This is a genomic window from Agromyces hippuratus, from assembly GCF_013410355.1.
Taxonomy (GTDB): domain Bacteria; phylum Actinomycetota; class Actinomycetes; order Actinomycetales; family Microbacteriaceae; genus Agromyces; species Agromyces hippuratus.
The window spans coordinates 1,360,986-1,386,699 of sequence record NZ_JACCFI010000001.1; the positions used below are offsets into that span (position 1 = coordinate 1,360,986).

Annotated in this window: 23 protein-coding genes; 7 read left to right on the forward strand and 16 right to left on the reverse strand. The window is 70.8% G+C overall.

Annotated elements, in window-relative coordinates; translation table 11 throughout:
- Nucleotides 1–38: 38 nt before the first annotated feature.
- The gene (locus BJY17_RS06470; protein WP_322789764.1) at nucleotides 39–860 is read right to left on the reverse strand and encodes a glycosyltransferase; all 822 of its coding nucleotides are present in this window, start codon (nucleotides 858–860) and stop codon (nucleotides 39–41) included.
- On the reverse strand, nucleotides 857–1,807 hold the full coding sequence (locus tag BJY17_RS06475) for a glycosyltransferase (RefSeq protein ID WP_179550636.1): 951 nt from the start codon (nucleotides 1,805–1,807) through the stop codon (nucleotides 857–859). Before BJY17_RS06475 ends, BJY17_RS06470 begins: the two co-directional genes overlap by 4 nt.
- Nucleotides 1,808–1,956: 149 nt before the next feature.
- Between BJY17_RS06475 and BJY17_RS06480 the strand changes: the two genes are divergently transcribed.
- Nucleotides 1,957–3,105 carry a glycosyltransferase family 4 protein gene (locus BJY17_RS06480; RefSeq protein WP_179550637.1) on the forward strand — a complete coding sequence of 383 codons (1,149 nt, stop codon included), beginning with the start codon at nucleotides 1,957–1,959 and terminating at the stop codon, nucleotides 3,103–3,105.
- A gap of 57 nt (nucleotides 3,106–3,162) precedes the next feature.
- On the opposite strand, the gene BJY17_RS06485 is transcribed toward BJY17_RS06480, so the two are convergent.
- The 3 genes from BJY17_RS06485 to BJY17_RS06495 form a co-directional block, all read right to left on the reverse strand.
- A complete protein-coding gene (locus BJY17_RS06485; RefSeq protein ID WP_179550638.1) occupies nucleotides 3,163–4,533 on the reverse strand; it encodes an LCP family protein in 1,371 nt (456 codons plus the stop codon).
- Nucleotides 4,530–4,997, reverse strand: a complete 468-nt coding sequence (gene purE, locus BJY17_RS06490; protein ID WP_179552746.1) for a 5-(carboxyamino)imidazole ribonucleotide mutase — start codon at nucleotides 4,995–4,997, stop codon at nucleotides 4,530–4,532. Before purE ends, BJY17_RS06485 begins: the two co-directional genes overlap by 4 nt.
- A gap of 102 nt (nucleotides 4,998–5,099) precedes the next feature.
- Complete coding sequence (locus tag BJY17_RS06495) at nucleotides 5,100–6,248, reverse strand: 5-(carboxyamino)imidazole ribonucleotide synthase (protein WP_322789765.1); 1,149 nt, start codon at nucleotides 6,246–6,248, stop codon at nucleotides 5,100–5,102.
- Nucleotides 6,249–6,317: 69 nt separating this feature from the next.
- Between BJY17_RS06495 and BJY17_RS06500 the strand changes: the two genes are divergently transcribed.
- Nucleotides 6,318–6,878 carry a GtrA family protein gene (locus BJY17_RS06500; RefSeq protein WP_179550640.1) on the forward strand — a complete coding sequence of 187 codons (561 nt, stop codon included), beginning with the start codon at nucleotides 6,318–6,320 and terminating at the stop codon, nucleotides 6,876–6,878.
- A 1-nt stretch (nucleotide 6,879) separates the two neighbouring features.
- Here the strand turns inward: BJY17_RS06500 and BJY17_RS06505 are convergent, their stop codons facing one another.
- From BJY17_RS06505 to BJY17_RS06515, 3 genes are all read right to left on the reverse strand, one after another.
- Nucleotides 6,880–7,572: a DarT ssDNA thymidine ADP-ribosyltransferase family protein gene (locus BJY17_RS06505; protein WP_179550641.1), complete on the reverse strand. Its 693-nt coding sequence runs from the start codon at nucleotides 7,570–7,572 to the stop codon at nucleotides 6,880–6,882.
- Between the two features lie 244 nt (nucleotides 7,573–7,816).
- Entirely contained in the window at nucleotides 7,817–8,380 is a 564-nt protein-coding gene (locus BJY17_RS06510) for a PH domain-containing protein (protein ID WP_179550642.1), read from the reverse strand.
- A 6-nt stretch (nucleotides 8,381–8,386) separates the two neighbouring features.
- A complete protein-coding gene (locus BJY17_RS06515; RefSeq protein ID WP_179550643.1) occupies nucleotides 8,387–9,328 on the reverse strand; it encodes a biotin--[acetyl-CoA-carboxylase] ligase in 942 nt (313 codons plus the stop codon).
- A gap of 122 nt (nucleotides 9,329–9,450) precedes the next feature.
- Here BJY17_RS06515 and BJY17_RS06520 point away from each other — a divergent pair, with 122 nt between their 5' ends.
- Nucleotides 9,451–11,049 (forward strand): acyl-CoA carboxylase subunit beta, encoded by a 1,599-nt coding sequence (locus BJY17_RS06520; protein WP_179550644.1) that lies wholly within the window; start codon nucleotides 9,451–9,453, stop codon nucleotides 11,047–11,049.
- An 11-nt stretch (nucleotides 11,050–11,060) separates the two neighbouring features.
- Entirely contained in the window at nucleotides 11,061–11,288 is a 228-nt protein-coding gene (locus tag BJY17_RS06525; protein WP_179550645.1) for an acyl-CoA carboxylase epsilon subunit, read from the forward strand.
- Nucleotides 11,289–11,599: 311 nt separating this feature from the next.
- Here the strand turns inward: BJY17_RS06525 and BJY17_RS06530 are convergent, their stop codons facing one another.
- Genes BJY17_RS06530 through BJY17_RS06545 form a run of 4 tightly spaced genes read right to left on the reverse strand, consistent with a single transcriptional unit; the run spans nucleotide 11,600 to nucleotide 15,864 of the window.
- A complete protein-coding gene (locus BJY17_RS06530) occupies nucleotides 11,600–12,598 on the reverse strand; it encodes a hypothetical protein (protein WP_179550646.1) in 999 nt (332 codons plus the stop codon).
- Nucleotides 12,595–13,827 (reverse strand): sensor histidine kinase, encoded by a 1,233-nt coding sequence (locus tag BJY17_RS06535; protein WP_179550647.1) that lies wholly within the window; start codon nucleotides 13,825–13,827, stop codon nucleotides 12,595–12,597. The genes BJY17_RS06530 and BJY17_RS06535 overlap by 4 nt, the downstream gene beginning before the upstream one ends.
- Nucleotides 13,814–14,521, reverse strand: a complete 708-nt coding sequence (locus tag BJY17_RS06540; RefSeq protein ID WP_322789766.1) for a response regulator transcription factor — start codon at nucleotides 14,519–14,521, stop codon at nucleotides 13,814–13,816. The genes BJY17_RS06535 and BJY17_RS06540 overlap by 14 nt, the downstream gene beginning before the upstream one ends.
- 2 nt (nucleotides 14,522–14,523) lie before the next feature.
- On the reverse strand, nucleotides 14,524–15,864 hold the full coding sequence (locus tag BJY17_RS06545) for a class I SAM-dependent RNA methyltransferase (RefSeq protein WP_179550648.1): 1,341 nt from the start codon (nucleotides 15,862–15,864) through the stop codon (nucleotides 14,524–14,526).
- Nucleotides 15,865–15,909: 45 nt separating this feature from the next.
- Here BJY17_RS06545 and BJY17_RS06550 point away from each other — a divergent pair, with 45 nt between their 5' ends.
- Both BJY17_RS06550 and BJY17_RS06555 read left to right on the forward strand, forming a co-directional pair.
- Complete coding sequence (locus BJY17_RS06550) at nucleotides 15,910–16,560, forward strand: Maf family protein (RefSeq protein WP_179550649.1); 651 nt, start codon at nucleotides 15,910–15,912, stop codon at nucleotides 16,558–16,560.
- Between the two features lie 97 nt (nucleotides 16,561–16,657).
- Entirely contained in the window at nucleotides 16,658–18,430 is a 1,773-nt protein-coding gene (locus BJY17_RS06555; protein WP_179550650.1) for an acetyl/propionyl/methylcrotonyl-CoA carboxylase subunit alpha, read from the forward strand.
- Nucleotides 18,431–18,511: 81 nt separating this feature from the next.
- Here BJY17_RS06555 and BJY17_RS06560 read toward each other — a convergent pair whose 3' ends face one another.
- The 4 genes from BJY17_RS06560 to BJY17_RS06575 form a co-directional block, all read right to left on the reverse strand.
- On the reverse strand, nucleotides 18,512–19,942 hold the full coding sequence (locus BJY17_RS06560) for a flavin monoamine oxidase family protein (protein ID WP_179550651.1): 1,431 nt from the start codon (nucleotides 19,940–19,942) through the stop codon (nucleotides 18,512–18,514).
- A 199-nt stretch (nucleotides 19,943–20,141) separates the two neighbouring features.
- Entirely contained in the window at nucleotides 20,142–21,569 is a 1,428-nt protein-coding gene (locus BJY17_RS06565) for a flavin monoamine oxidase family protein (protein ID WP_179550652.1), read from the reverse strand.
- A 233-nt stretch (nucleotides 21,570–21,802) separates the two neighbouring features.
- On the reverse strand, nucleotides 21,803–23,326 hold the full coding sequence (locus tag BJY17_RS06570; protein ID WP_179550653.1) for an APC family permease: 1,524 nt from the start codon (nucleotides 23,324–23,326) through the stop codon (nucleotides 21,803–21,805).
- Nucleotides 23,327–23,371: 45 nt separating this feature from the next.
- Nucleotides 23,372–24,802, reverse strand: coding sequence for an NAD(P)H-quinone dehydrogenase (locus tag BJY17_RS06575; RefSeq protein ID WP_179550654.1), 1,431 nt, complete (start codon nucleotides 24,800–24,802; stop codon nucleotides 23,372–23,374).
- 84 nt (nucleotides 24,803–24,886) lie between these two features.
- On the opposite strand from BJY17_RS06575, the gene BJY17_RS06580 reads away from it, so the two are divergent.
- Nucleotides 24,887–25,714: a purine-nucleoside phosphorylase gene (locus BJY17_RS06580; protein WP_179550655.1), complete on the forward strand. Its 828-nt coding sequence runs from the start codon at nucleotides 24,887–24,889 to the stop codon at nucleotides 25,712–25,714.

The following is a 25,714-nucleotide window of genomic DNA, read 5'->3' on the forward strand; positions in this document are numbered from 1 at the left end:
GCATCGCACCCGACCGCGACTTCCGCGGTCGGGTGCGGTCAGCCCCTCGCGATGAGTCGCCGGTAGGCGACCTTGCGCACGCCTTCGGGGACGAAGCGGTAGACCCCGCGCACGCTCACGTTGCGCAGGTACTCCCAACGGCTCGTGAAGCGGATGCCCCGCAGCGCGCGCTGCAGCTCGAGCTCGCTGCGCCACTGGGCCCGGCCGCCACGGCGCGCGTACGCGCCCGCCCCGACGCGATACATCACGAGCGGGTCGGGGATGTTGTCGACGGATGCCCCGGCGTCGATCATGCGCGCGAACAGCCAGTAGTCCTCCATGAGCCCGAGCGGCTGGTAGCCGCCGGCGCGCTGCACGGCGCTGCGCCGGTACATCACGGTCGGGTGGCTGAACGGATCGTGGAACCGCGCGTACCGCGCGATCTCCTCGTGCCCGGTGCGCGGTGTGCGACGTGCGACGATGGCACCGCCGTCGTCGAGGAACTCGAACATGCCGGTGCCGACGAGGTCGACACCGCCCTCGACGACCGGCAGCTGGCGTGCGAACCGTTCGGGCAGCGAGATGTCGTCGGCGTCCATGCGGGCGATGATCTCGTGTTCCGAGAGCGAGAGCCCGATGTCGAGCGCTCGGGCGAGGCCGACGTTCTCGTCGATGCGATGCCGGGTCACCGGCACCGGGCTGGACTCGACGGCGCGGTCGATCGCGGCGGCGAGCTCGTCGCCGACGGGACCGTCCTGTACGAGCACGACCTGCGCGGGCTTCACGGTCTGCTCGCCGACGCTCGAGGAGAACGCCTTCGAGAAGTGACCGGGGTCGTCGCCGCGGTAGACCGGCATGAGCAACGAGAAGGCAGCATTCACGCCGACTCCACCGCCTCGACCGCCGCGGAGGCCGGTCCGAGTCCGGCGAGTGACGACGCGTTCGGCCGCGGTCGGGTGCGCGTACCGTCGCGGTAGCCGCGCCGCCAGCCGTCGCGGAGCACCGCGCGATCGGACGAGCGGATGAACGTCCTGATCCACCGTCGCACGCTGGATGCGCCGTAGATCATCTTCTCGAACGCCGACAGGCTCTGCGACCGACGGAACATCCACAGCTTGTTGCGCACTTCGTAGTAGAAGCGCGGTCCCGGGTCGGCATCGGTCGAGCCGAGCACCTTGGTCTTGTGCACGACGACGGACGCCGGGACGTGCAGGCCGCGGCGACCGCGCAGCACCCGCGTCGAGTACTCGAAGTCGTCGTTCCAGATGAAGTAGTCGGCGATCGGCAGCCCGACCTCGCGCACGACGTCGGCGCGAACGAGCATGGAGACGAACGAGGTGCTGCGGATGGCGACGGAGCCGCGACGGGCCGCCGCGACGCGTTCGGCCTTCGAGACGAACGGCTTCGCCCGCGGCGTGTTCATCGGATGCTCGGATCCGTCGGTCCAGATCACCCGGGATCCGGCGGCGACGACATCGGAGCCGTCGACCGCGGCGAGCAGGGCGGCGAGCGCATCGGGGGTCGGCACGGTGTCGTCGTCCATGAGCCAGAGCCAGTCGGGCTCATGCCGGTCGAGTGCGACGGCCATCCCGGCGGCGAACCCGCCCGCGCCGCCGGTGTTGCGCGGTAGCGACACGAGATCGACGAGGCCGCCGGCTGCGAGCGCGACCTCGGCCGAATCATCCGTCGACGCGTTGTCGACGACGACGACTCGAGCGAGCGGATGCCGCTGGGCGGCGAGGGCCTCGAGCACCTCGACGAGGAGATCGCGCCGGTTGTAGGCGACGACGACGGCGATCACGCGAGGGCTTGCTGCTGACGAACTCATGGACTCTTCGGATTCGAGGACGGGGAACACTCCATCTTGCCCTGTCGCGCGGTCCGTTCCCTCCACAGGCACTGGATTCCCGCTGATTCCAAGGTACGCGACGCTAGATTGGTCGAGGTGCTCGCGCACCGAACGCACGAAGGAGCCCCATGCCCACGACCCTCCGCATGATCGTCGATCAGGTCATCGCGCCGGTTCCCGGTCCCCTCGGCGTCTACAGCGAAGCCCTCACGCGCGCCCTGATCCAGGTCGCGCCTCCCGGCTGCGAGGTCGAGGGCATCGTCTCCTCATCGGCCCCTGCCGACACCGAGCGCCTCGAATCGGAGTTCCCCGGCCTCGCCGGACTGTACAAGACGACGCTCGCCCGCCGAGAGCTCGCCGCGGCATGGCAGCTCGGCCTGACGACCTCGCCCGGCGGGGGCATGATCCACGCCCCCGGGCTCTTCGCCCCGCTCCGCCGGCACGACCGCACCGTCTCCGGCGATCAGGTCGTCGTCACCGTGCACGACCTCCTCGCGTGGACCCATCCCGAGTCCCTCACGACCGCGTCGGTCGCGTGGCACAAGGGCATGCTGAAGCGGGCGCGCAAGCACGCCGACGCGGTGGTGGTGCCGACGCACGCCCTCGCGGAGCGGCTCGCGAACGTGGCCGACTTCGGCGACCGCGTGCGGGTCATCGGCACGGCTCCTCGTCCGGGCCTGGTCGCTCCGTCCGACGCCGCCGACGTCGCCGCCCGCGCGGCGCGGCTGGCGCTGCCGCCGGCCTACCTCGTGGCGACGGGCACGCTCGAACCCCGGAAGGGCGTGCTCGACCTGCTCGAGGCGCTCGGCCGACCCGGAATGCCCGACATCGACCTCGTCGTCATCGGCCCGTCGACGTGGGGCGAGCTGCATCTCGCGACCGTCGCCGAAGAGGCGGGCGTCGACCCGCGTCGCGTGCACGCCATCGACACCACCGACGCGGCAGACCTGTCCGTGATCCTGGCGGGTGCGACCGCGTTCGTCGCGCCGAGTCATGACGAGGGGTCGGGCACCTCGCTCATCGAGGCGTTCTCGCTCGGGCTGCCGGTGGTCCATTCCGACATCGCCGCCTACGTCGAAGTGGCGGCGGAGGGCGGACTGACGGTGCCGATCGGCATCGGCGGCGGCTACACCGAGCGGCTCGCGGCGGCGATCAGCACCGTGGTCGAGTCGCCGACCCTCGCCGAGCGCCTCTCCGTGACGGCCAGCGATCGCGCGCACGCCTTCAGCTGGCGCGACTCCGCCGAGCGCGTCTGGCAACTGCACGCCGACCTCTGAGCCGATTCGAGCCTCAGGCGGTCGAGCGGATGCCGCGGCATCCGCTCGACGCCCGGTTCACTCCTCCGTCGGCGTCTCGGTCGCCGGCACCAGCGCCTCGTCGATGAGCGAGCGGATGTAGTCCCAGTCGGGATCGGTGGGATCGACGTCGTTCGCCGGCACGAGCTCGACCGAGGTGATCGGCAGCTCCTTCGTCTTCATCGAGAGGTTCACGAAGTAGCCGAGCATCGACTGGGGGATGTCGGTCTTCACGGTGTCGGCACCGGCGGAGGCGACCTCCTGGAACTTCGCGAGCACGTTCGTCGGCGTGAACTGGTGCAGCACGGCCTCCTGCAGCACGCGCTGACGCGCCATCCGCTCGTAGTCGCCGCCGGCGGTGCCGTAGCGTGCACGGCCGTACCAGAGCGCGTGGTAGCCGTCGAGGTGCTGCTGGCCGGGCTCGATCCACCCGTCGACGCCCTCGTTGTTCTCGTCGCCGCCGATCGGGATGCGGGTGTCGACGTCGATGTCGACTCCGCCGAGCGCGTCGATGAGCTGCTGGAAGCCCTGCATGTCGATGAGGGCGTAGTACTGGATCTCGAGACCGGTGATGCCCTCAGCGGCATCCCTGACGCCCTCGATGCCGGGCTCGCTGCCCTCGGCGACGGCGTTCGGGTACATCTCGGGGCTCTTCAGCTCGACCTCGGTGTAGATCGAGTTGAGCTGGCAGACGTCGACCTCGCAGCCGTCGATCGCGCCGTAGCCCTCGGGGTAGACGGCCGCGAGCGGCGAGTCCTCGGGGAACGGCACGTACTCGAGGTCGCGCGGCAGGCCGATCGTGACCGCTTGGCCGGTCTCGGCGTCGATCGAGACCACGGTCATGCTGTCGGGCCGCATGCCCTCGCGATCGGGGCCGGAGTCGCCGCCGAGCAGCAGGATGTTGTACCGGCCGTCGACCGGCGGCTCGCTCGGGCCGGCCACGAACACCGAGGAGAGGAAGCCGCTCGCCGTCGTCGCGAAGTAGGCGCCGTATGCGGCGGCGCCCGAGAGGCCGACCATCACGAGGGTGGTGAGACCCGCGACCCACACCCGTGCCGACGGCGCGGTCTTCACGAGCCGCACGAGGCGCAGGGTGTCGAGCGTCAGGATCACCCAGAGCACCGCGTAGAACGCGAGCACGAGGGCGACGATCCAGAGCGTGACGGAGGTCGAGAAGACGGTGTAGAGCGTCGCGGGCCAGAGGAACCAGACCACGATGCCCACGACCACGAGGGTCCACAGCACGAGCGTCGCCCCGAGGCCGAACCTGCCGAGCTTCCGGTTGCCGGCCAGCACCTGCGGCGCACCCGGGATCAGGAAGTTGAGCGCGACGAGCCACCACGCACGGCGGGTCATGACCGTGCGCGAGGCGATGTCCGGATGGCGGATCGGGCTTGCGGCGAGCGTCATCGGTTCTGCTTGAGCCGTTCGTTCTTCTCCTCGACGGAAGCGGCGAGGTCGGTCGCGTAGTCGGCGAGCGCCGTCGTGAGGGCGCCATCGGCGGTCGCGAGGATCTTCACCGCGATGAGGCCGGCGTTCTTGGCACCGCCGATCGAGACGGTCGCGACCGGCACTCCGGCGGGCATCTGCACGATCGAGAGCAGCGAGTCGAGGCCGTCGAGCCGCGAGAGCGGCACGGGAACGCCGACGACGGGCAGCGTCGTGACCGAGGCGAGCATGCCGGGCAGGTGCGCGGCGCCGCCGGCGCCGGCGATGATGACCTTGAGACCGCGCCCGGCCGCCTCCTTGCCGTAGGCGATCATCTTCTCAGGCGTGCGGTGTGCCGAGACGACCTCGACCTCGTGGGGGACGCCGAACTCGTCGAGCAGGGCGGATGCCTCGCGCATGACGTTCCAGTCGGAGTCGGAACCCATCACGACGCCGACGAGGGGTGCGGTGTTCGTCTCAATCACTTGATCGAGTGTAGGGCCGTGCGCTGGGAGATGACCGCAGGGCACGCGGCCTGTGCAACGACGTCAGTCCTGGAAGAACGCCGCCGTGGCCCGGGCCTCGTAGACGACGGCGTCGAGATCGTCGCCCGTCGCCGTGACGTGTCCGATCTTGCGACCCGGCCGCGGCGCCTTGCCGTAGTTGTGCACCTTCACGGTCGGGTGGCCGGCGAGTGCGGCCGCGTAGCGGTCGGCGAGCGAGCCTTCGACCGGCCCGCCGAGCACGTTGACCATGACCGACCAGTCGTCGCGGCTGCCGGTGGCGCCGAGCGGCAGGTCGAGCACCGCACGCAGGTGCTGCTCGAACTGCCCGGTCGTCGAGCCGTCCATCGACCAGTGGCCGCTGTTGTGCGGCCGCATCGCGAGTTCGTTCACGAGGATCCGATCGTCGCTCGTCTCGAAGAGCTCGACGGCGAGCACCCCGGTGACCCCGAGGCCCTCGGCGATCGTGATCGCGACGTCGGCCGCGACATCCGCGAGCCGGCCAGCCGATCGGGGCGCCGGCGCGATGACCTCGCTGCAGACCCCGCCGACCTGCACGGTCTCGACGAGTGGCCAGGCGACGACCTCGCCCGAGGGTCGACGGGCAACGAGCTGGGCCAGCTCGCGGCGGAAGTCGACGAGCTCCTCGACGAGGAGGGCTCCGGCGATGCCGTCTTCGGCGATCGTGGCGAACCACTCGGCGACCTCGCCCGCGCTCCGCACGACGCGCACGCCCTTGCCGTCGTAGCCGCCGCGCGGCGTCTTCACGACCGCGATGCCGCCGTGCTCGGCGATGAAGTCGTCGAGCTGGGCGACCGTCTCGACACGTGCCCAGTCGGGCACCGGCAGGCCGAGTTCGGAGAGGCGCTCGCGCATGACGAGCTTGTCCTGCGCGATGCGCAGCGCATCGGGGCCGGGGTGCACCGCCACGCCCGCGTCGACGAGGGCGTGCAGCACGTCCTGCGGCACGTGCTCGTGGTCGAAGGTGACGACGTCGACCTCGCGCGCGAACGCGAGCACGGTCGCGACGTCGGTGTAGTCGCCGACCCGATCGGCCGCGATCGCGGCCGACATGCCCTCGGCCTCGGCGAGCACTCGGAGGTCGACTCCGAGTTCGATCGCCGCGGGGATCATCATCCGGGCGAGCTGCCCTCCACCGATCACTCCGACCCGCACGCCATGCACTCCGTTCACCGCCGCCATCGGCGCCCGTACGGGCGCCCAGTTCAGTCTAGGCCGCGCCCGACCGCATAGGATGTGCCGGTGTCCACCCGCTTCGCGAGCGCCCTCGAACGCCTCTGGAACGGCCTGCTCGCCTACGCGGTGAAGTTCGGCGTCGTCGGCCTCATCGGCCTCGTCATCGACGTCATGCTCTTCAACCTGCTGCGACTCGGGGTCTTCGGCGAAGGCCACTGGGCGCAATCGGCGATCGGCGCGAAGACGATCTCGACGAGCGTCGCCATCATCTTCAACTGGCTGGGCAACCGCTACTGGACGTTCCGCAACCACCGCCGCCGCAACTACCTGCGCGAGTTCGCCGAATACGCGATCGTCTCGCTCGGCGGCATGGCGATCGCGCTCGGATGCCTCTGGATCAGCCATCACTGGCTCGGCTACACGACGCTCATGGCCGACAACATCGCGACGAACGTGGTCGGCCTCGGCCTCGGAACGGCGTTCCGCTTCGTGCTCTACCGGTACTGGGTCTTCGGGCACCACCGGGCCGACGGGCTCTCGAACCTCGCCCGCGTCGAAGAGGCGCAGCGCGCCATCTTCGAGGAGCCGGAGGGGGCGTCGCCGCCGACGAACGCCCCCACGGCCTGACCTACTCCGCGGACTCGGCGGTCGGCTGGAACCAGGGCGGGTACACCGCGACGCGGGCACGCACGCCCGCACCGGCGAGCTCGGCCCGCACCCGGTCGCGCACGGGCTCGTTGGCCACGGCGATGAGCGCGACATCGTCGAGCGGAAGGCACTCGCGCACGAGCAGCTCGGCGCCGTCGAGGCCCGCACCCTCTTCATCGCGGTGCAGGCGCTGCAGCAGTCGCTGCACGTCGGCCCACTCGGTCGCGACGGCTGCGCCGGTGACCGCGGCATCCGACTCGCTGACGACGATCGTGCCGGCCACCTCGGCCTTGCCGGCCTGGGCGCTCGTGAGGGAGCTGACGAAGATGACGAAGTCGGCCGGTGCACGCTTGACCGCGTCCTCGCCGAGACGCGGGTCGGGCGTTGCGGTGCGCACGGCGTTCCAGACGTGCGCATCGGTCGTGAGCAGGAACGGCACGTAGTCGGCGACGACGGCATCGGTGCCGTCGATCGCGGCACCCCGCCGATACTCACGGGCGTGAGGTGCGGCCAGGTCGACCACCGGAGCCGCTCCAGCGGCGTCGGCGAGGAGTGCACCGGCGTCGAGGATGGGCGGCAGGTTGTCGATGTGCGTCACGTGGTAGATGCGCATCGCCTTCAGGTCGAGGCGCGGTGCGTCCGACGCGATCGTCGGGCGCGAGGCACCGGGCACTCGCGCCGGGGGTCGGCCGCTGCGCGTGGTCGTCGACCGAGCCGATCGGGGCACCGGGGCGGGCGCGGGCTTCGCCTCGGGTTCGGGCGGGGGGAAGCAGATGGCGCAGAGGCCGTCATCGAAACCGTGTTTGCATTCGTCGGCCAAGAGAAACCCTTCATCGTGCGGCTCGCGCTCGGGCGACGCGAGACCACCTGTCCACGTTACGTCCTTTCCCGACGTCCCGCTGCACGATCGCTCAGGTTCAGCGTCCGCCCCAGGCCACGGTGTCGCCGTCGAGCATCGTCTGCTCGGCGCGTCGACGCTCGGCGACGCGCGACTGCTCCTCGCCCATGAGCTCCTGCAGCGCGCCCTGCACGAGCTCGGGCTTCGGCACGTCCTTCAGCACGAACGGCTTCTCGTGGCCCGTGTCGATCTGCACGTCGCCCGATCCGAAGGCGCCCTGGCCCCAGGTTCGGCGCACGGTGACGTCGCGACCGCGACTCAGCAGCATCTCCTGCCGCACGCGCACCCAGATGCCGCTCCGGCCGATGACCCGCCGGGTCGTGATCGTCGTGCGCCGCGTGAGCCAGGCGAGGAACGGCAGGAACGAGCCGAGCAGCACGACGAGCAGCGCCCCGCCGATGACCGCGAGCACCTGCCAGGTCTCAGGGACGACGCTCGCGCCGTAGGCGGCCGCACCGGCGACCGCGATGAGCAGGATCGCGGGAAGGATCAGCACTCGGGCGTGCCGTCGCACCCTCGCGACGACGCGCTCGGGCGGCTGCGCCGCCGGCACGACCGACTCGGGTGTCACGGCAGGGCTCATACGCCATTAATACCGCAGGTGCGTCACGTCTCCTGCGGCGACAGACCACGGCTCGCCGTTCTCACGGTCGATCACCACGAGTCGGCCGTCGTCGTCGAGGCGCTCCGCGTGCCCGAGGAGCTCTCGGTCGCCCGGCAGTTCGACGCGCACCTCGCTGCCGATCGTGCCGCAGAGCTCGGCGACCCGGGCGGCGACGCCGCTCGCCACGGCATCCGCCCCCGACGCCACGAAGGCGCCGAACATCTCGAGGAACGTGCCGAGGTAGTCGGCGAGCACCGCGTCGGCATCGGGCTGCGCGCCGGTGACGAGCAGCAGCGACGTGGAGGTCAACGTGGGCAGGTCGTGTTCGTCGAGGGTGAGGTTGAGGCCGGCGCCCACGATGACCGCCCCGGAGTCGGGCAGCAGTTCGGAGAGGATGCCGCAGATCTTGTAGCCCGACACGAGCACGTCGTTCGGCCACTTGAGCTCGACGTCGACCCCGCCGCTGCCGTCGGGTCCTTCGGCCTCCTCGGCACGGAGACGCCGACGGCTCGGGCGAGCGGATGCCGCAGGCCCCTGCTGCTCCGCCGGCGACGGCATCGAACCCGCCGTCGCGTCCGTTGTGCCCGGCGGCACGTGCAGCTCGACGGCACGACGCACCGCCTCGGTCATCGCCGCGCCCGCGATGAGCGGGATCCAGCCGTATGCGTCGGGCGGCAGCGGCGCACCGCCGTCGAGTTCGGGGCGCAGGAGCACCGAGATCGCGAGGGTCTTGCCCGTGGGGGCCAGCCAGACCCGGCCGAGACGGCCTCGCCCGTGCGTCTGGTTGTCGGTGACGAGCACGGCACCGTGGCCCCACTCCGCGGCATCCGGACCGCTCGCGGCCGCACGCAGCTCGTCGTTCGTCGATCCGACCTCGTCGCGGAACTCGAACCGCGGCACCGCCGCGCGCGATCGCTCCCAATCCATGCGATCACCCTACCCAGCCGTGCGCGAGCCCACGCGCATGGCGATTGCCACCAGAGGCGCGGCTGTTTTTGTAGGAATCCGTCAAGGAAGTCGGCCAAGTGCTCAGCGGTAGAGTGAACGGCGTGACCGAAGCGACTGACGGCCCCGACCTCTCCACGACCGCCGGCAAGCTCGCCGACCTCAAGCTGCGCTACCACGAAGCCGTGACGGCGTCGGGTGAGGCGGCGATCGAGAAGCAGCACGCCAAAGGCAAGATGACGGCGCGCGAGCGCATCGCCGAGCTGCTCGACCCCGGCTCGTTCGTCGAGCTCGACGAGTTCGTGCGGCACCGCACGCACGCGTTCGGCATGGAGGGCAAGCGCCCCTACGGCGACGCCGTCGTCACGGGCACCGGCACCATCCACGGCCGCCAGGTGGCCGTGTACTCGCAGGACTTCACGATCTTCGGCGGCTCGCTCGGCGAGGTCGCGGGCGAGAAGATCATCAAGGTCATGGAGCTCGCGCTGAAGACGGGCGTGCCGATCATCGGCATCCTCGACTCGGGCGGAGCCCGCATCCAGGAGGGCGTCGTCGCCCTCGGCAAGTACGGCGAGATCTTCCGCCGCAACACCCAGGCGTCCGGCGTCATCCCGCAGATCTCGATCGTCTGCGGCCCTGCCGCCGGCGGCGCGGTGTACTCCCCCGCCCTCACCGACTTCGTGATCATGGTCGACAAGACCAGCCAGATGTTCGTCACCGGCCCCGACGTCATCAAGACCGTCACCGGTGAGGACGTCGGCATGGAGGAGCTCGGCGGCGCGCTCACCCACAACACCGTCTCGGGCGTGGCGCACTACCTCGCGAGCGACGAGTCCGATGCGCTCGACTACGCGCGCACGCTCATCTCGTTCCTCCCCGACAACAACATGACGGATGCCCCGGTGTACGACGCCGAGGCCGAACTCGAGATCACCGATGACGACCGGCGACTGAACACCGTCATCCCCGATTCGCCGAACCAGCCCTACGACATGCACTCGGTCATCGAGGGCATCGTCGACCACGCGGACTTCCTCGAGGTGCAGCCCCTGTTCGCCCCGAACATCGTCGTGGGCTTCGCCCGCATCGAGGGCCGCTCGGTCGGCATCATCGCCAACCAGCCGAGCCAGATGGCGGGCACGCTGAACATCGCGGCCGGCGAGAAGGCCTCGCGCTTCGTGCGCTTCTGCGACGCGTTCTCGATCCCGATCCTGACCCTCGTCGACGTGCCGGGCTACCTCCCCGGCACCGACCAGGAGTGGACCGGCGTCATCCGACGCGGCGCGAAGCTGCTCTACGCCTACGCCGAGGCCACCGTGCCGCTCGTCACGGTCATCACGCGCAAGGCCTACGGCGGCGCCTACATCGTCATGGGCTCCAAGCAGCTCGGCGCCGACATCAACCTCGCCTGGCCGACCGCCGAGATCGCCGTCATGGGCGGCCAGGGCGCCGTGAACATCCTCTACCGCGGTGAGATCAAGCGTGCAGAGGAGGCCGGCGAAGACGTCGCGGCCGTGCGCACGAAGCTCGCCAACGAGTACACGTACAACGTCGCCTCGCCGTTCCTCGCCGCCGAGCGCGGTGAACTCGACGGCGTGATCGAGCCCGCGGCGACCCGCGTGGCCGTCGTGAAGGCACTCCGGGCGCTCCGCACGAAGCGCGCGAGCCTGCCGGCCAAGAAGCACGGGAACATCCCCCTGTAGGGGCGGACGACATGAGCGACGACATCGACGACCGCGCCGACGCGCTGCGCTTCGAGACCCGAGTGGTCACGCCCGAAGACGCCGCAGCGGTCACGGCCGTGCTGCTCGCGGCCCTCGACGAGCAGACGGCGGCCGAGGCATCCGTCGACCCGGGCCGCAGCGCCTGGGTCCGCAGCGGTGGCGCCATGCGCCGGCCGCTCGTGGTCGGCCCCGGCCGCTGGGTGCGCACCGGAGCCTGACCGGATGTCCCCCGAAATCCGATGGCCGGGCAGCGCTCCTTCGTGTTCTGCACCCGGAACGTCGAGGATTCGGAGAAAGGGGGACACATCTTGTCCCCCGAAATGATGACTGTGCGGATTTCGGATCGTGCACCAATATGGACAGTGCAGGCTCCACAGGAGTCGCCACCGTCATCGGTCGGGTAACCGATGGCAGTTGGGGGCGAGTCAGGGCGACATTCGGGTTGTCGCGGTGACTCGGGCTTGATGGGGGGCCGATCTCGGATCGGCCCCCCACCTTCATGTCCGGCCGCGTTCGCTCCCTGCCCTGTTCAGAGCTTCCGCGGGATCTCCAGCCACAGCTCGACCTCGGCCTCGTCGGTGTCCGCCGCCGAGCCGACCGACTCCCGAAGCCCCACGACCGTGACCGCCACGGACGACGCCTCGGCCGCCGTGCGGACGATGATCCGATCGGCCGACGAGCCCGCGACCGCGTCGGCCAGACGCGAGAGCACCCGGTTCCGCGTCGCCTCGTCGAGATCGTCGATTCCGCCCTCATCGAGGAGGGTGACCGTGATGCCGCGGGCGCGCTGCACCTCGAACCGCACCGCATCGGTCAACAGCATGCGGCCGCGGATCTCGTCGCGGATGGCCGCTTCCAGCATTCGGCACTCGGCCTGCTGCGCCGCGGTGAGCGCGCCGCCCCGATCCGCGATGCGTCGCAGCATCGGCGCCGCGAGTCGATTCGTGTGGGCCAGGCGCATACGGCCCTCGAACAGGTGCGCGTCCTGTGCGGCCTGCCAGGCTGCGGCCTCCCGCTCCGCCTGCGCGTAGCGCCGCGTCTCGCGCGCGGCACTCGTCAGCGCGCTCGTCAGCATGTGCGCGATGGCCACCCAGACGATGCTGCCGATCACGCCGAGCCCGCCGAGGGAGAACGGCCCCGCCCAGACGATGCTCTGCACGGCCAGCGCGATGACGCCGAGCCACGCCGCCGTCAGCTGGCGGCGCGCCGCGGCGATGGTCATGAGGGTGCCGACCGCGGCGACGTACCACGTGGCGTACCCGTTCTCGGCGGCGGGGTCGAGCTGGCTCGTCACCAGCAGCGGCATCACGATGGAGACGGCGAGGTCGAACGCCGCGAGCCAGTCGGGCATGCGCACACGCTTCGCGGGCCAGAGGCTCAGCGTCGTGGCCGTCGAGTAGAGCAGCAGCGCGACGACCGCGGGCCACGGCGAGGCCGCCTGGCCCAGGGAGTAGACGCCGAGCACGACGTGATAGGCCGAGAACAAGGCGCCCAGCACGAGCAGCAGCCAGCGGGGTATGGAGATCATGCGCCGCCACCAGCCCCCTGCGGCCACGCGAGGGTGACCGTCGTCCCGTGTCCGATGCGCGACTCGACGTGCGCAGCACCGCCCGCGTTGACCATGCGCTCCTCGATCGAGACGCGCAGGCCGAGGCGCTCGGCGGGCACCTGCTCGATGACGAACCCGCGCCCGCTGTCGGCGATCTCGATGACGCAACCGCCCGCGCGCACTCCCCTGATGCGGAGCTCGCGCCTCGTGGAAAGGCCCGGCTCGTCGGCGTGCTGCAGGCTGTTGACCATGGCCTGCACGGCCGCCGCGTACAGGGCCTCGACGGCTTCGACCGGCAACTCGACGCCGCCGGCGTTCACGACCCGCACCGTGAACGGCGTGGTGAACGTGGTGAGCGCGGCGCGCAGCCGTCGCACCAGCACGGGGAGCCCGACCCGGTCGAGTGCCCGGGGCCCGGTGGCGCCGGCCTCGTCGAGTCGGTGCACGGCGTCGCGGGCCATCCGCGCCGCGAGCTGCTGCTGGTCGGGCGTCGTCGCCGCTGCCGCCGAGAGCAGGGTGGTCAGCACGCTGTCGTGCACGAGCGCGTCGACCTTGACCCGCTCGATCTCGTTCGCGTGCAGGCGCGCGGCCACGTCGTAGCGTTCGAGCGCCGCCTCCTGAGCGCTGTCGACCGCTCCGGCGGCCTGGCGCAGCATCGTCACGATGACGAGCACGACGACGCCCAGCACGACGGCGTACATCGCGTCGAGCACCGCGAGCAGCGGTCCGGCGGCACCGCCGGCGGGCAGGAACCGGATCACGCCGTACCCCGCCGGCACGACGAGCGTGTACACGGCCGCCCAGGCCGGCGGCACCGCGACGACCGCAGCCGTGGTGGCGACGGTGCACAGGTAGTAGAGCCACGGCGCGGCGCCGCCGAGGGCCGCCGGGTCGTCGACGAGGAACGGCCATGCCAGGAGGGCGAGCGCATACAGCAGTGCGAAGGCGAGGCACGCCGTGCGCACCGCGACCTTCGTGACGGTCGCGACCGCGAGCCCGACGATCGCGCCGTACATGACGGCCATGAGCGCGGCGCCGGCGCCGGGCATGAGCGCGCCGACCTGCTCCAGTGCCATCGGAACGGTCTGGGCTCCGAACACGAGCCCGAACAGGCCGAGCGCACGGCCCACGACGGTCTCGACCTGGGCGCGGGTCACCGTGGAGCGGCGACGCGAGAGTCGCGTCACCCGCCAGTCAACGGCGGGCATCTCCACCATCGTCGAGCCCGGGGAGGATCCCGTCTTCGACGGCGCGACGCAGCAGGTCGACCTTCGTCGGCGCCGGGCGGCCCACCTCGATGTACTTCGCCCGAACGCGGTCGAGGTACTCGCGGGCCGTCGAGTGCGCGATGCCGAGCTGGGCCGCGACGAGCTTCAGCGGGAGCCCCGAGGCGTACAGGTGCAGCACGTCGTGCTCGCGGCGGCCGAGCTGCGCCTTCGCGAAGTCGCGATCGGCCTCGATGGCGCTCGCCCACTCGACGTTGTTGAGCACCTCGCCCCGCGCGACCGTGGCGATCGCGCTGATCACGGCGGACATCGGCGAGGCCTTCGGGATCACACCGGCGGCACCTGCCGCGAGCGACTCGCGCACCGCCGCGACGCGGTCGGCGATGCTGTGCACGAGCACGGCGCTGCCGGTGGCGAGCACGGCCCGCACATTCTCGGTCACCGAGGAACCGTCGCCGAGCGAGAGGTCGAGCACGACCACGTCGCACGCGCGACCGGCGAGGCCCTCGAGCAGCTCCGGCACGCTCGCCGCGTCGACCACCACGTCGTAGCCCGCGTCGCGGCACGCCGCCCGCAGGCCCAGTCGCACCGCCTCGTGGTCGTCGACGATCGCGACCGTCGCAGCGGCATCCGATTCCCGTGTCGGCAGCGCAGCCACGGCGTCCCCCTCTTCCACGTTCACACGATAGCGCGGAGGCGGGCGACCGCTTCGACGTGGTGGGTGTTCGGGAAGAGGTCGTAGGCGCGCAGCTCGTCGAGCTCGTAGCCGCGTTCGCGGAACAGGCCGACGTCTCGGGCGAAGGCGACGGGGTCGCAGGCGACGTAGACGAGCTGCCGCGGCCGCAGCTCCGCGAGCCGTTCGACGACCTCGCGCCCAGCGCCGGAGCGCGGCGGGTCGAGCACGATCGTCGCGTCGCGGAGGCGAGCACGATCGGCGCTGCTCGAGTCGGCCTCGAGCTCTGCGAGGTACCGATCGACGCGGGCGGTCACGGCCCGTGCGCCGAGCCACTCCGACAGGTTCGCTCCGGCGTGCTCGGTCGCACGCGCGTCGGACTCGACCGTCGTGATGCGCACGGTCTCGCCGAAGCGGTCGCCGACGGCGGCGGCGAGCAGCCCGACCCCGCCGTAGAGGTCGTGGTTGGCCGCGCGGGGGTCGAAGAGGTCGCCGTCGACGAGCTCCTGCACGGCCCGGGTGAGTGTCTCCGCCGCACCCCGATGCACCTGCCAGAAGCCGTCGCGGTCGAGCCGGAAGCTGCGCTCGCCCACGCGCTCCTCGATCGTCGGACGCGCGCCGCGCTTCGGGCGGTCGCCCTCGACCATGACGATGGCGGGGTCGCCGGCACTCGGGGCGACCAGGTCGATCGCGACGGCGCCCGGGAAACGGTCGCCGAGCGGCGCGAGCGCGGCCAGTTCGGGCACGGCGAGGGGAACGGATGCCACGGGCACGATCGTGTGGCTCCGGGCCGCGTAGGGCCCGACACGGCCATCCGGGCCGACGTGCAGGCGCATCCGGGTGCGCCAACCGGTGCCGTCGTCGCTCGAGACGCCCGGGGCGAGCCCTGGATCGACCGGGGCGACCTCGACGGCGACCTCGACGCCCGCCATGCGGGAGAGCGCCTCGCGGAGCACCTCGCCCTTCAGTCCGCGCTGCCGCGCCATGACGATGTGGCCGAACTCGGCGCCGCCGGGCCGCAGCTCGGGCGCACGGTCGACGGATGCCTCGGCCCACACGTGCTCGCGGCGGTCGGGCGACGCCTCGAGCACCTCCACGGTCTCCGCTCGCCAGAACTTCTCCTTGCCCTGGTCGCTGACCCGGGCGGCGACGCGCTCCCCAGGGATCGCGTCGGCGACGAACACGACGCGTCCCTCGTGCCGGGCGACGAACACGCCGCCGTGCGCGACCCGCTCGACCTCGAGCTCGATCACGGGGCCGTCGGTGGCCGGCGGCTTCGGGGCGGGGCGGGGCGATCGCGAGGGCTTGCGCCCGCCGCTTCGACGTGGTCGTCGGTTCTCTGGCATGCATCGAGCATTCCACAGCGACGCGCCGGCGGGCAGGATGGACCCATGCGCCTCTATCTCGCCTCGACCTCCCCCGCCCGGTTGCAGACCCTTCGCGCGGCCGGCATCGAGCCGATCGCGGCGCCGCCCGGCGTCGACGAGGAGGCGGTGGTCGCCGCACGCGAGGCCGAGTCCGGCCCGCTCGCCGCGAGGGAGATGGTGCAGCTGCTCGCGCAGGCGAAGGCCGAGGCGCTCGTCGGGGCGGAGCCGGGCGGCGAGCCGATCGACGGGCTCATCCTCGGCGGCGACTCGGCGTTCCTCACCGGCGGCTCGATCCACGGCAAGCCGCACCTGCCCGAGGTCGCGAAGCAGCGCTGGCTCGCCCAGAACGGCGGGCACGGCGAGCTGTGGTCGGGCCACTGGCTGATCGACCATCGCGGCGGTCGGGTGAACGGGGCCGTGGGGCGAGCGGATGTCGCGACCGTGCGCTTCGCGGCGCTCGACGAGACCGAGATCGACGCCTACGTCGCCAGCGGAGAGCCGCTGCTCGTCGCCGGCGCCTTCACGATCGACAGCCTCGGCGGGCCCTTCATCCGCCGCGTCGAGGGCGACCCGTCGACGGTCGTCGGCCTCTCGCTCTCGACGCTCCGCGACCTCGTGCGCGAGCTCGGCGTGGCATGGCCCTCGCTCTGGAATCGCCGGCCTTCCGCGGAGTGAGCCCGCAGGTCGATTGTCGGTCTCCGCAAGAGACATCCGCTCTTTTTGTGGAAGGCGCCCAAAGAGCCGACCGGCGCGCGCAATAGGCTTGAGCATTATGCCGCGCATCTCCAAGGTCCTCATCGCCAACCGTGGCGAGATCGCCGTCCGCGTCATCCGGGCCGCCCGTGACGCCGGTCTCGGTTCCGTCGCCGTCTACGCCGACCAGGACCGCGACGCGCGGCACGTGAAGCTCGCCGATGAGGCGTACGCCCTCGACGGCACCACGAGCGCCGACACCTACCTCGTGATCGACAAGATCCTCTCGGTCGCCCGCCGTTCCGGCGCCGACGCCGTGCACCCCGGCTACGGCTTCCTCGCAGAGAACCCCGACTTCGCCCGCGCCGTGATCGACGCCGGCCTCATCTGGATCGGCCCCTCGCCCGAGGCGATCGAGCGACTCGGCGACAAGGTCTCCGCGCGCCATGTCGCCGAGAAGGTCGGCGCACCGCTCGCGCCCGGCACGCTCAACCCCGTGGCAGATGCCTCGGAGGTGCTCGACTTCGTCGACGTGCACGGCCTGCCCGTCGCGATCAAGGCCGCCTTCGGCGGCGGCGGCCGCGGCCTCAAGGTCGCCCGCACCCGCGACGAAGTGCCCGAGCTCTTCGAGTCGGCCACCCGCGAGGCCGTCGCGGCGTTCGGCCGTGGCGAGTGCTTCGTCGAGAAGTACCTCGACAAGCCGCGCCACGTCGAGACCCAGTGCCTCGCCGATGCGCACGGCAACGTCGTCGTCGTCTCGACTCGCGACTGCTCGCTGCAGCGCCGTCACCAGAAGCTCGTCGAGGAGGCCCCCGCGCCCTTCCTCACCGACGAGCAGACCGCGCAGCTCTACGAGTCCTCGAAGGCGATCCTGCGTGAGGTGGGCTACGTCGGCGCCGGTACATGCGAGTTCCTCATCGGCCAGGACGGCACCGTCTCATTCCTCGAGGTGAACACGCGCCTCCAGGTCGAGCACCCGGTCTCCGAGGAGGTCACCGGCATCGACCTCGTGCGCGAGCAGTTCCGCCTCGCCGAAGGTGGCGTGCTCGACTACGCCGACCCCGTCACGACCGGGCACTCGATCGAGTTCCGCATCAACGGCGAAGACCCGGGTCGCGGCTTCCTGCCCGCGCCGGGCCCGGTGCACCAGCTCCGCTTCCCGGGCGGCCCCGGCATCCGCATCGACTCCGGCGTCACCTCGGGCGACGAGATCTCGGGGGCGTTCGACTCGCTCCTCGCCAAGCTCATCGTCACCGGTCGCGACCGCAAGGACGCGCTCGAGCGCGCCCGCCGCGCCCTCGACGAGTTCGAGGTCGCCGGCCTGCCGACCGTGCTCCCCTTCCACCGCGACATCGTGAACAACCCGGCCTTCGCCCCCGCCGGCGACGAGCCGTTCTCGATCTACACGCGCTGGATCGAGACCGAGTACGACAACCGGCTCGAGCCGTGGTCCGGAGAACTCGCCGACAACGCGGGCCTCGCCGAGCGCATGAGCGTCGTCGTCGAGGTCGCGGGCCGTCGGGTCGAGGTCACGCTGCCGAAGCGGATCGTCGGCGGCGGGTCATCCGCCTCCAGCACCGCCGGTGCCGCGCCGCGCCGCCGCGCCGCATCCCACGCCGTCGACACCGGCACGGGCGACGCCGTGAAGGCTCCCATGCAGGCGACCATCGTGAAGGTCGCCGTCGCAGAGGGCGACAAGGTCGTCAAGGGCGACCTCGTGCTCGTGCTCGAGGCCATGAAGATGGAGCAGCCGATCCTCGCCCACAAGGACGGCGTCGTCGGCACGGTCAACGCCGAGGCCGGCGCCACCGTCTCGAGCGGCCACCTGCTGCTCGCCATCGTCGACGCGTAGGCGCGAACACTTCGACCAACGCGAACCGCCGTGCGGTGCCGGGTCCGGCACTGCACGGCGGTTCGTCGTTCACCTCACTCGTCAGCGCGCCGCCAGTGCCGTGAGCGCCGCGTTCGCCGCGTCGATGCCCGTGTCTCGTGACCAGGCGATCGTGCTGGTGACCATGCCGGCCCAGAAGATGGTGTCGTCGACCGGCGCGTAGAGGCCGTTGGCGTTCCAGCGCGAGAGGGGGCCGGGGTACGCACCCCGCGCGAACTGGTCCTTCGACCAGTCGTAGGTCGACGACTTCGTGTACTGCAGGCCCTGATCGCCGGTCGCCGTGCGGAGATTGTCGAGCGCGGCGGCGAAGCGCTGCGACTCGGGCAGGTCGAGCAGTTCCTGCGCCTTCCCGCCGGTCATCCACGACACGACCACCTCACCGGTGAAGCCGGGCGTGCCGACCGAGGCGTTCCAGTTGGCGGCCGGGTTCTTCGAGAACGTCGTGAGGATGTCCCATCCCTGCGGAACCGGGTGCCCGACGGGCAGCACCGGGTGCGCGAACTCGAGGATGCCCTTGAAGACGGGCAGGTAGCTGATCGCCTGGAACCCGTTGTTCTTCTCGGGAGGCAGTGGCGGGTCGAACACGACGTCCCCGTGCTTCAGCACACCGCCGGGCAGCGCCACGACGAGGGACCTCGCCGAGTAGGTGCCCTGGCTCGAGTGCACCTCGACGCGACCGGGTGCGTGCTCGACGGTGTGCACCCTGGCGTTGAGGAGCAGCGGCACACCGGCGATGAGCGGCTGCAGCACCTGGTCGTAGCCCCCGATGACGCGGTAGTCGCCGTACTCCTCGGGCGGCATCGGTCCGCTCAGACCCTGGTACTTGAGCGCGTTCTCGACCGTCTTCACCGCCTCCTTGGCCGGCAGCACGTCGAACTGCTCGGTGTCGACCTCGAGCGCCGCGAGCATGATCGGGTAGTTGGCGGGCGTGATGCCGACACGCTGCAGCCAGTGCAGCGCGGTCTCGCCTTCGGTGGCGGCGGGCAAGCCGTTCGGGAAGGAAGGCGCACCGAGCGGGAACTGCCACGTCTCGTAGTGGAACGCATCGATCCACGGTGTTCCGGGCCGAAGCCGGCCGAAGATCTTCGTCTGCCGGTGCGTCGACAGCCCGAGTTGATCGATGAGCTGCCACGTCGAGACGGTGCTGCCGTGCACGAGCTCGGCGCCGCGCTCGATGGGGATCGACATCGACGTGCGGTCGGTCCACATGCGCCCGCCGATGCGCCCCCGCGCCTCGAGCACGAGCACACTGCGTCCAGCGTCGGCGAGGGTTCTCGCGGCCCCGAGGCCGGCGGCCCCGGCACCGATCACGATCGCGTCCCAGGTGCGGGTCTGCCAGTCGTTCGGAGCGGGCTTCGCGGCGGTGAGCAGGAGCCCCGCCGCGCCCGCGGCACCTGCGGCGAGCAGGCTCCGCCGGGTCAGGATGCCGCCGCGATCCGGGCTCGCGGGGCGGTTCGCTTCATGGTCGCGCATCGGTACTGCCTCCTGCATGTCGTGGTGCATCGGATCGGTCAGTGGTGCAACGGTGCAATGGTGCGGTCGGTGGTGCGGTGGAACGGTCGGTGGGCAGCGCAGCTGCGCCCGTCCGAGGGCGACACGTCGCCCTCGGACGTCCAAGAGGGTCCGCCGTACCCGCGAGGGCTCGGTCGATCACGGGTACGGCGGGGTCGGTTCAGCGCAGCGCCAGCGCGGCGAGGGTCGCGTTCGCCGCAGCCACGCCGGAGTTCCGCGACGAGTGGATCGTGCTCGTCACCATGCCCGCCCAGAAGATCGTGTCGTCGATCGGGGCGTTCAGACCGCTGCGCCGTGAGAAGGGACCAGGGTAGGCGCCTCTGGCGAACTCGTCCTTCGACCAGTCGTAGGTCGAGGCGCTGACGTACTGCAGGCCCTGGTCGCCGACGGCTGTGCGAATGTTGTCGAGCGCCGCCTGGAACCGCTCGGCCTCGGGCAGGTCGAGGAGATCCTGGGCCTTGCCCCCGGTCATCCACGCGACGATGACCTCGCCGTCGTAGCCGGGGGTGCCGACGGAGCCGTTCCAGAGGCTGGGCGGGTTCTTGGAGAACGTCGTCATGATGTCCCACGCCTGCGGCACCGGATGGTCAGCCGGCAGCACCGGGTGGGCGAACTCGAGGATGCCCTTGAAGACCGGCAAGTACTCGATCTCCTGGAAACCGTCGCGCTTGTCGGCGGGCAGCGGCGGGTCGAAGGTGACGTCGCCGTGCTTCAGCACACCGCCGGGCAGTGCGACCACGAGCGACTTGGCCTTGAACGAACCGGCACTCGAGTGCACGTCGACCCGGCCCGGCCGATGCTCGACCGTGTGCACTCGCGCGCCGTGCAGCAGGGGAAGGCCGGCCGCGAGCGGCTGCAGCACCTGGCTGTACCCGCCGATGACCCGGTAGTCGCCGTACTCCTCGGGCGGCATCGGGCCCGAGAGCTCTTGCATCTCGAGGCAGGCGGCCACGGTGTCGACGACGAACCAGGCGGGCAGCACGTCGAACTGCTCACTGTCGACCTCGGCCGCGGCGAGCATGATCGGGTAGTTGTCGGGGGTGATGCCCACCCGCTCGAGCCACGCCAGCGCCGACTCGCCGTCGACCGGGTCGGGAAGCCCGCCGGGCAGCGACGGAGCGCCGAGCGGGAAGTGCCAGCTCTCGAAGGTGAAGCCGTCGATCCACGGCGTCTCGGGCGAGAGCCGCCCGAAGATCGACGTCTGGCGGCGCGTCGACAGGCCGAGCTGGTCGATCAACCCCCACGTGGAGACCGTGGTGCCGTGCACGAGCTCCGCGCCGCGCTCGATCGGGACGCCCATCGACGTGCGGTCGGTCCACATGCGGCCGCCGATGCGATCACGCGCCTCGAGCACGAGCACCCGCTTGCCGGCGTCGGCGAGCACGCGTGCGGCGCCGAGACCCGAGGCGCCCGCACCGATCACGATCGTGTCCCACATGCGGTTGTAGGAGGCCGGCACGAAGGCGCCGGGGCGCGCACCCGCGGTGAGGAGGACGCCGGCGGCACCGGCGGCACCGACGCCGAGGAGGGTGCGACGGGTGAGCGCTCCCGCCCTGCTCGCGGTCGGGGTCGATTCGTCGTCGTACATCGTGCCTCCTGGAACGTCGTTGTCTGAGGTGGCCGTCAGCGATCTCGATGTGCGGGACCGGCCGGCGGACGGATGCTGCAAACGGACAGTACCGCGGACGAGGATGCTCGCGCAACGATGTTGACAACATCGTTGCGCTGGAGACGCGACGACGCACGGGCGCAACCGGCCAAGGTACGTCGCTCACCCGAGGGAGCGACGTCCTTCGTCGCCCCTGCGTCGCCGCTGGGGCGTCAGGAACCCTGCGGCGGCTCTGCGCCCTGCGCAGTGGGCAGCTCGACCTCGCTCACGCGCAGCTCGAGGCCGAGCCGCGAGCGACGACGGCCGTACAGCAGGTAGATGACGATCCCGATGGCGAGCCAGACGAGGAATCGCACCCACGTCAGCGTCGTCAGGTTGAACATGAGCCAGACGCAGAGCGCCGCCGAGAGGATCGGCAGCACGGGCGACCACGGCACGCGGAACCCGCGCTGCAGGTCGGGACGGGTGCGGCGGAGCACCACGACGCCGATGCTCACGAGCACGAAGGCCGAGAGCGTGCCGATGTTGATCATCTCCTCGAGGAGTCCCACATCGGTGAACGCGGCGACGAAGGCGACCACGGTGCCCGCGATGATCTGGATGCGCGCGGGGGTCTTCGTGTGTTCGGTGGTCTTCGACAGCCATCGCGGCAGCAGTCCGTCGCGGCTGAGGGCGAAGACGATGCGCGAGAGCCCGAGGAGGATGATCATGATCACCGTCGTGAGTCCGGCGAGCGCACCGAGCGAGATCACGGCCGACGCCCAGTCCTGCCCCACGAGCCGGAAGGCGGTCGCGAGCGAGGGCGTCTCCTCGGCGGCGAGTTCGGTGTACGAGACCATGCCCGTCATGACGATCGACACGAGCACGTAGAGCAGCGTCACGATGCCGAGTCCGATAAAGATGCCGCGCGGCAACCGCTTCTGCGGGTCGCGCACCTCTTCGGCGCTCGTGGCGACGACGTCGAAGCCGATGAACGCGAAGAACACGAGCGCGGCTGCCGAGAGCATGCCGAAGACGCCGTACTGCGCGGGCGCGGCACCGGTCATCCAGGAGAACAGCGACTGCGTCCAGACATCCGTCGCGCCGCCCTCGGTGGGCACCGACTCGGGGATGAACGGCGTGAAGTTCGCCGCCTTGACGAAGAAGAACCCGACCACGATCACGAAGAGCACGATCGCGACCTTGATGATCGTGAACACCGCGCCGACCCGCGCCGTGAGCTTCGTGCCGGCGACGAGGAGCACCGTGAACACCGCCACGATGAGGAACGCGGGCCAGCTCACCTCGATGCCGCCGAGCTGGAACGTCGACGGGAACGGCAGCCCGAACGCGAGCAGCGCCTCGCCGAGGTAGACGCCCCAGTACTTCGCCAGCACCGCTGCGGCGGTGAAGAGCTCGAGGATGAGGTCCCAGCCGATGATCCAGGCGAGGAGCTCCCCCATCGTCGCGTAGGTGAACGTGTATGCGCTGCCGGCGACCGGCACGGTCGAGGCGAACTCCGCGTAGCACATGATCGCGAGCCCGCACGTGACTGCCGCGAGCACGAACGAGACGATGACGCTCGGCCCGGCGAAGTTCGCAGCGGCCTGCGCGCCGACCGAGAAGATGCCGGCGCCGACGGCGACCGCGATGCCCATCAGCGCGAGGTCCCAGGTGCCGAGCGAGCGTTTCAGGCTCCGCTCCTCGTCATGGGAGTCGGCGATCGACGATTCGACCGATTTCACTCGCAGGTTCATCGTTACCCCCAGAGAACGGCGCGCCGCCCCCGCGACACTGCTACCTCAGCGTACGACGTGCATGGCACGCGCGGCATCCGTCAGCGAACCGCTGAGCGACGGATAGACCGGGAACGCCTCGGCGAACTGGTCGACCGTGAGCCGGTGCTCGATGGCGAGCGCGAGCGGGAAGATGAGCTCGGACGCCTTCGGCGCCACGATGACGCCGCCGATGATCGCGCCCGAACCGCTCGACGCGAAGAGCTTCACGAAGCCGTCGCGGATGCCCATCATCTTGGCGCGCGGGTTCGACGCCAGCGGCAGCTTGTAGACGACGCCGGGCACGACGCCCTCCTCGATCTCCTTCTCGGTCCAGCCGACCGTGGCGATCTCGGGCTGCGTGAAGATGTTCGAGGTGACGTTGCGCAACTCTGGCGGGTTCACGACGTCGCCCATCGCGTGGAACACCGCGGTGCGCCCCTGCATCGAGGCGACCGAGGCGAGCGGCAGGAACGTGGTGCAGTCGCCGGCCGCGTAGATGTTCGGCATCGAGGTGCGCGCGACCCGATTCACGCGGATGTGGCCGCCCTCTGAGAGCTGCACGCCAGCATCTTCGAGGCCGAGGTCGAGGGTGTTCGGCACCGAGCCGACCGCCATGAGGCAGTGGCTGCCGCGCACCTCGCGGCCGTCGGTCAGCGTCGCGACGACGCTGTCGCCGTCGCGCACGACGGACTCGGCGCGCGATTTGTTCATGACCTTCATGCCGTTGCGCTTGAACACCTTCTCGATCACGGATGCCGCGTCGACGTCTTCACCCGGCAGCACCTGGTCGCGGCTCGAGATGAGCGTGACCTTCGCGCCGAGCGCCCGGTATGCGGAGGCGAACTCGGCACCGGTGACGCCGGACCCGACCACGATGAGATGCTCGGGCACGACCTGCAGGTGGTAGAGCTGGGTCCACGTGAGGATGCGCTCGCCGTCGGGGACCGCCGTCGGGAGCACCCGCGGCGAGGCGCCGACCGAGATCACGAGCGTGTCGGCCTCGATGCGGTCGAAGTCGGTGCCGCCCTTCGCGGTCGAGACGATGACCGCGTTCGGTCCGTCGAGGCGGCCCTCGCCCTGCACGAGGTGCACGCCGGCCTCGATGAGGTTCGAACGCATGTCTTCGGACTGCTGGGCGGCGAGGCCGAGCAGCCGCTTGTTCACGGCGGCGAGGTTGATCGCGACGTTGGGCTTCACGGCCTTCTCGGAGTCGCCCTTCGCGAAGAACTGCACGCCGAGGTCGGCGGCCTCCTTGACGGCGTTCGAGGCCTCTGCGGTCGCGATGAGGGACTTCGACGGCACCACGTCGGTGAGCACCGCTGCACCGCCGACACCGGCACGCTCGATGAGCGTGACCTCTGCACCGAGCTGCGCGCCGGCCAGTGCGGCCTCGTAGCCTCCAGGCCCTCCTCCGAGTACGGCAATACGTTGGGTGCGCTCGAACTCATAGGCCATGCTCACATTCTGCCAGTTGTCACGCTCGGGCCAGCAAACGAGCACGCTCTCGCCGACGCATCCGCCGCTCATTAGAGTGGGATGATGCACGCTCAGAATCCGCTCGACGACCCCACTGCCGACCCGTTCGCGATCGCCGCCCTCGCGGCCGAGCGCATCGCGGAACTCACCGGGGTGGAGCACCACGACGTCGCCCTCACCCTCGGCAGCGGCTGGGGCCGCGCCGCCGAGCTCATCGGCGAGACGACGCACACGATCGCCGCGACCGAGGTGCCCGGATTCTCCAAGCCCGCGCTCGAGGGCCACGTCGGCACCCTGCGCTCGGTACTGCTGCCGAGCGGCAAGCGCGCCCTCGTCATCGGCGCCCGCACTCACTACTACGAAGACCACGGCGTGCGCCGCGTCGTGCACTCGGTGCGCACCGCGGCCGCGACGGGCGCGAAGACCATGATCCTGACGAACGGCGCCGGCGGCATCAAGGAGCACTGGACGCCCGGCACCCCAGTGCTCATCAGCGACCACATCAACCTCACGGCCGATTCGCCGCTCGAGGGCGCGACCTTCATCGACCTCACCGACCTCTACTCGCAGCGGCTCCGCGACCTCGCGCACTCGATCGACCCCACGCTCGACGAGGGCGTCTACTGCCAGTTCCGTGGACCGCACTACGAGACGCCCGCCGAAGTGCAGATGGCCAAGATCATCGGCGGCCACATCGTGGGCATGTCGACGGCGCTCGAGGCGATCGCCGCGCGCCAGGCCGGCATGGAGGTGCTCGGCATGTCGCTCATCACGAACCTCGCAGCGGGCATCCAGACGACGCCGCTCAGCCACGAAGAGGTCATCGAGGCCGGTCGCACGGCCGAGCCGGTGATCTCGAGCCTGCTCGCCAAGATCGTCGCAGAGCTCTAG

Coding starts and splice junctions, on each gene's coding strand:
- BJY17_RS06530 (WP_179550646.1), bottom strand. CDS start 12,598: ATGATCTCCATACCCCGCTGGCTGCTGCTCGTGCTGGGCGCCTTGTTC.
- purE (WP_179552746.1), bottom strand. CDS start 4,997: ATGGGTTCCGACTCCGACTGGAACGTCATGCGCGAGGCATCCGCCCTG.
- BJY17_RS06475 (WP_179550636.1), bottom strand. CDS start 1,807: ATGAGTTCGTCAGCAGCAAGCCCTCGCGTGATCGCCGTCGTCGTCGCC.
- BJY17_RS06510 (WP_179550642.1), bottom strand. CDS start 8,380: ATGAGCCCTGCCGTGACACCCGAGTCGGTCGTGCCGGCGGCGCAGCCG.
- BJY17_RS06515 (WP_179550643.1), bottom strand. CDS start 9,328: ATGGATTGGGAGCGATCGCGCGCGGCGGTGCCGCGGTTCGAGTTCCGC.
- BJY17_RS06535 (WP_179550647.1), bottom strand. CDS start 13,827: ATGCCCGCCGTTGACTGGCGGGTGACGCGACTCTCGCGTCGCCGCTCC.
- BJY17_RS06580 (WP_179550655.1), top strand. CDS start 24,887: ATGCACGCTCAGAATCCGCTCGACGACCCCACTGCCGACCCGTTCGCG.
- BJY17_RS06550 (WP_179550649.1), top strand. CDS start 15,910: ATGCGCCTCTATCTCGCCTCGACCTCCCCCGCCCGGTTGCAGACCCTT.
- BJY17_RS06570 (WP_179550653.1), bottom strand. CDS start 23,326: ATGAACCTGCGAGTGAAATCGGTCGAATCGTCGATCGCCGACTCCCAT.
- BJY17_RS06545 (WP_179550648.1), bottom strand. CDS start 15,864: ATGCCAGAGAACCGACGACCACGTCGAAGCGGCGGGCGCAAGCCCTCG.
- BJY17_RS06525 (WP_179550645.1), top strand. CDS start 11,061: ATGAGCGACGACATCGACGACCGCGCCGACGCGCTGCGCTTCGAGACC.
- BJY17_RS06560 (WP_179550651.1), bottom strand. CDS start 19,942: ATGCGCGACCATGAAGCGAACCGCCCCGCGAGCCCGGATCGCGGCGGC.
- BJY17_RS06565 (WP_179550652.1), bottom strand. CDS start 21,569: ATGTACGACGACGAATCGACCCCGACCGCGAGCAGGGCGGGAGCGCTC.
- BJY17_RS06485 (WP_179550638.1), bottom strand. CDS start 4,533: ATGACGCTCGCCGCAAGCCCGATCCGCCATCCGGACATCGCCTCGCGC.
- BJY17_RS06555 (WP_179550650.1), top strand. CDS start 16,658: ATGCCGCGCATCTCCAAGGTCCTCATCGCCAACCGTGGCGAGATCGCC.
- BJY17_RS06480 (WP_179550637.1), top strand. CDS start 1,957: ATGCCCACGACCCTCCGCATGATCGTCGATCAGGTCATCGCGCCGGTT.
- BJY17_RS06575 (WP_179550654.1), bottom strand. CDS start 24,802: ATGGCCTATGAGTTCGAGCGCACCCAACGTATTGCCGTACTCGGAGGA.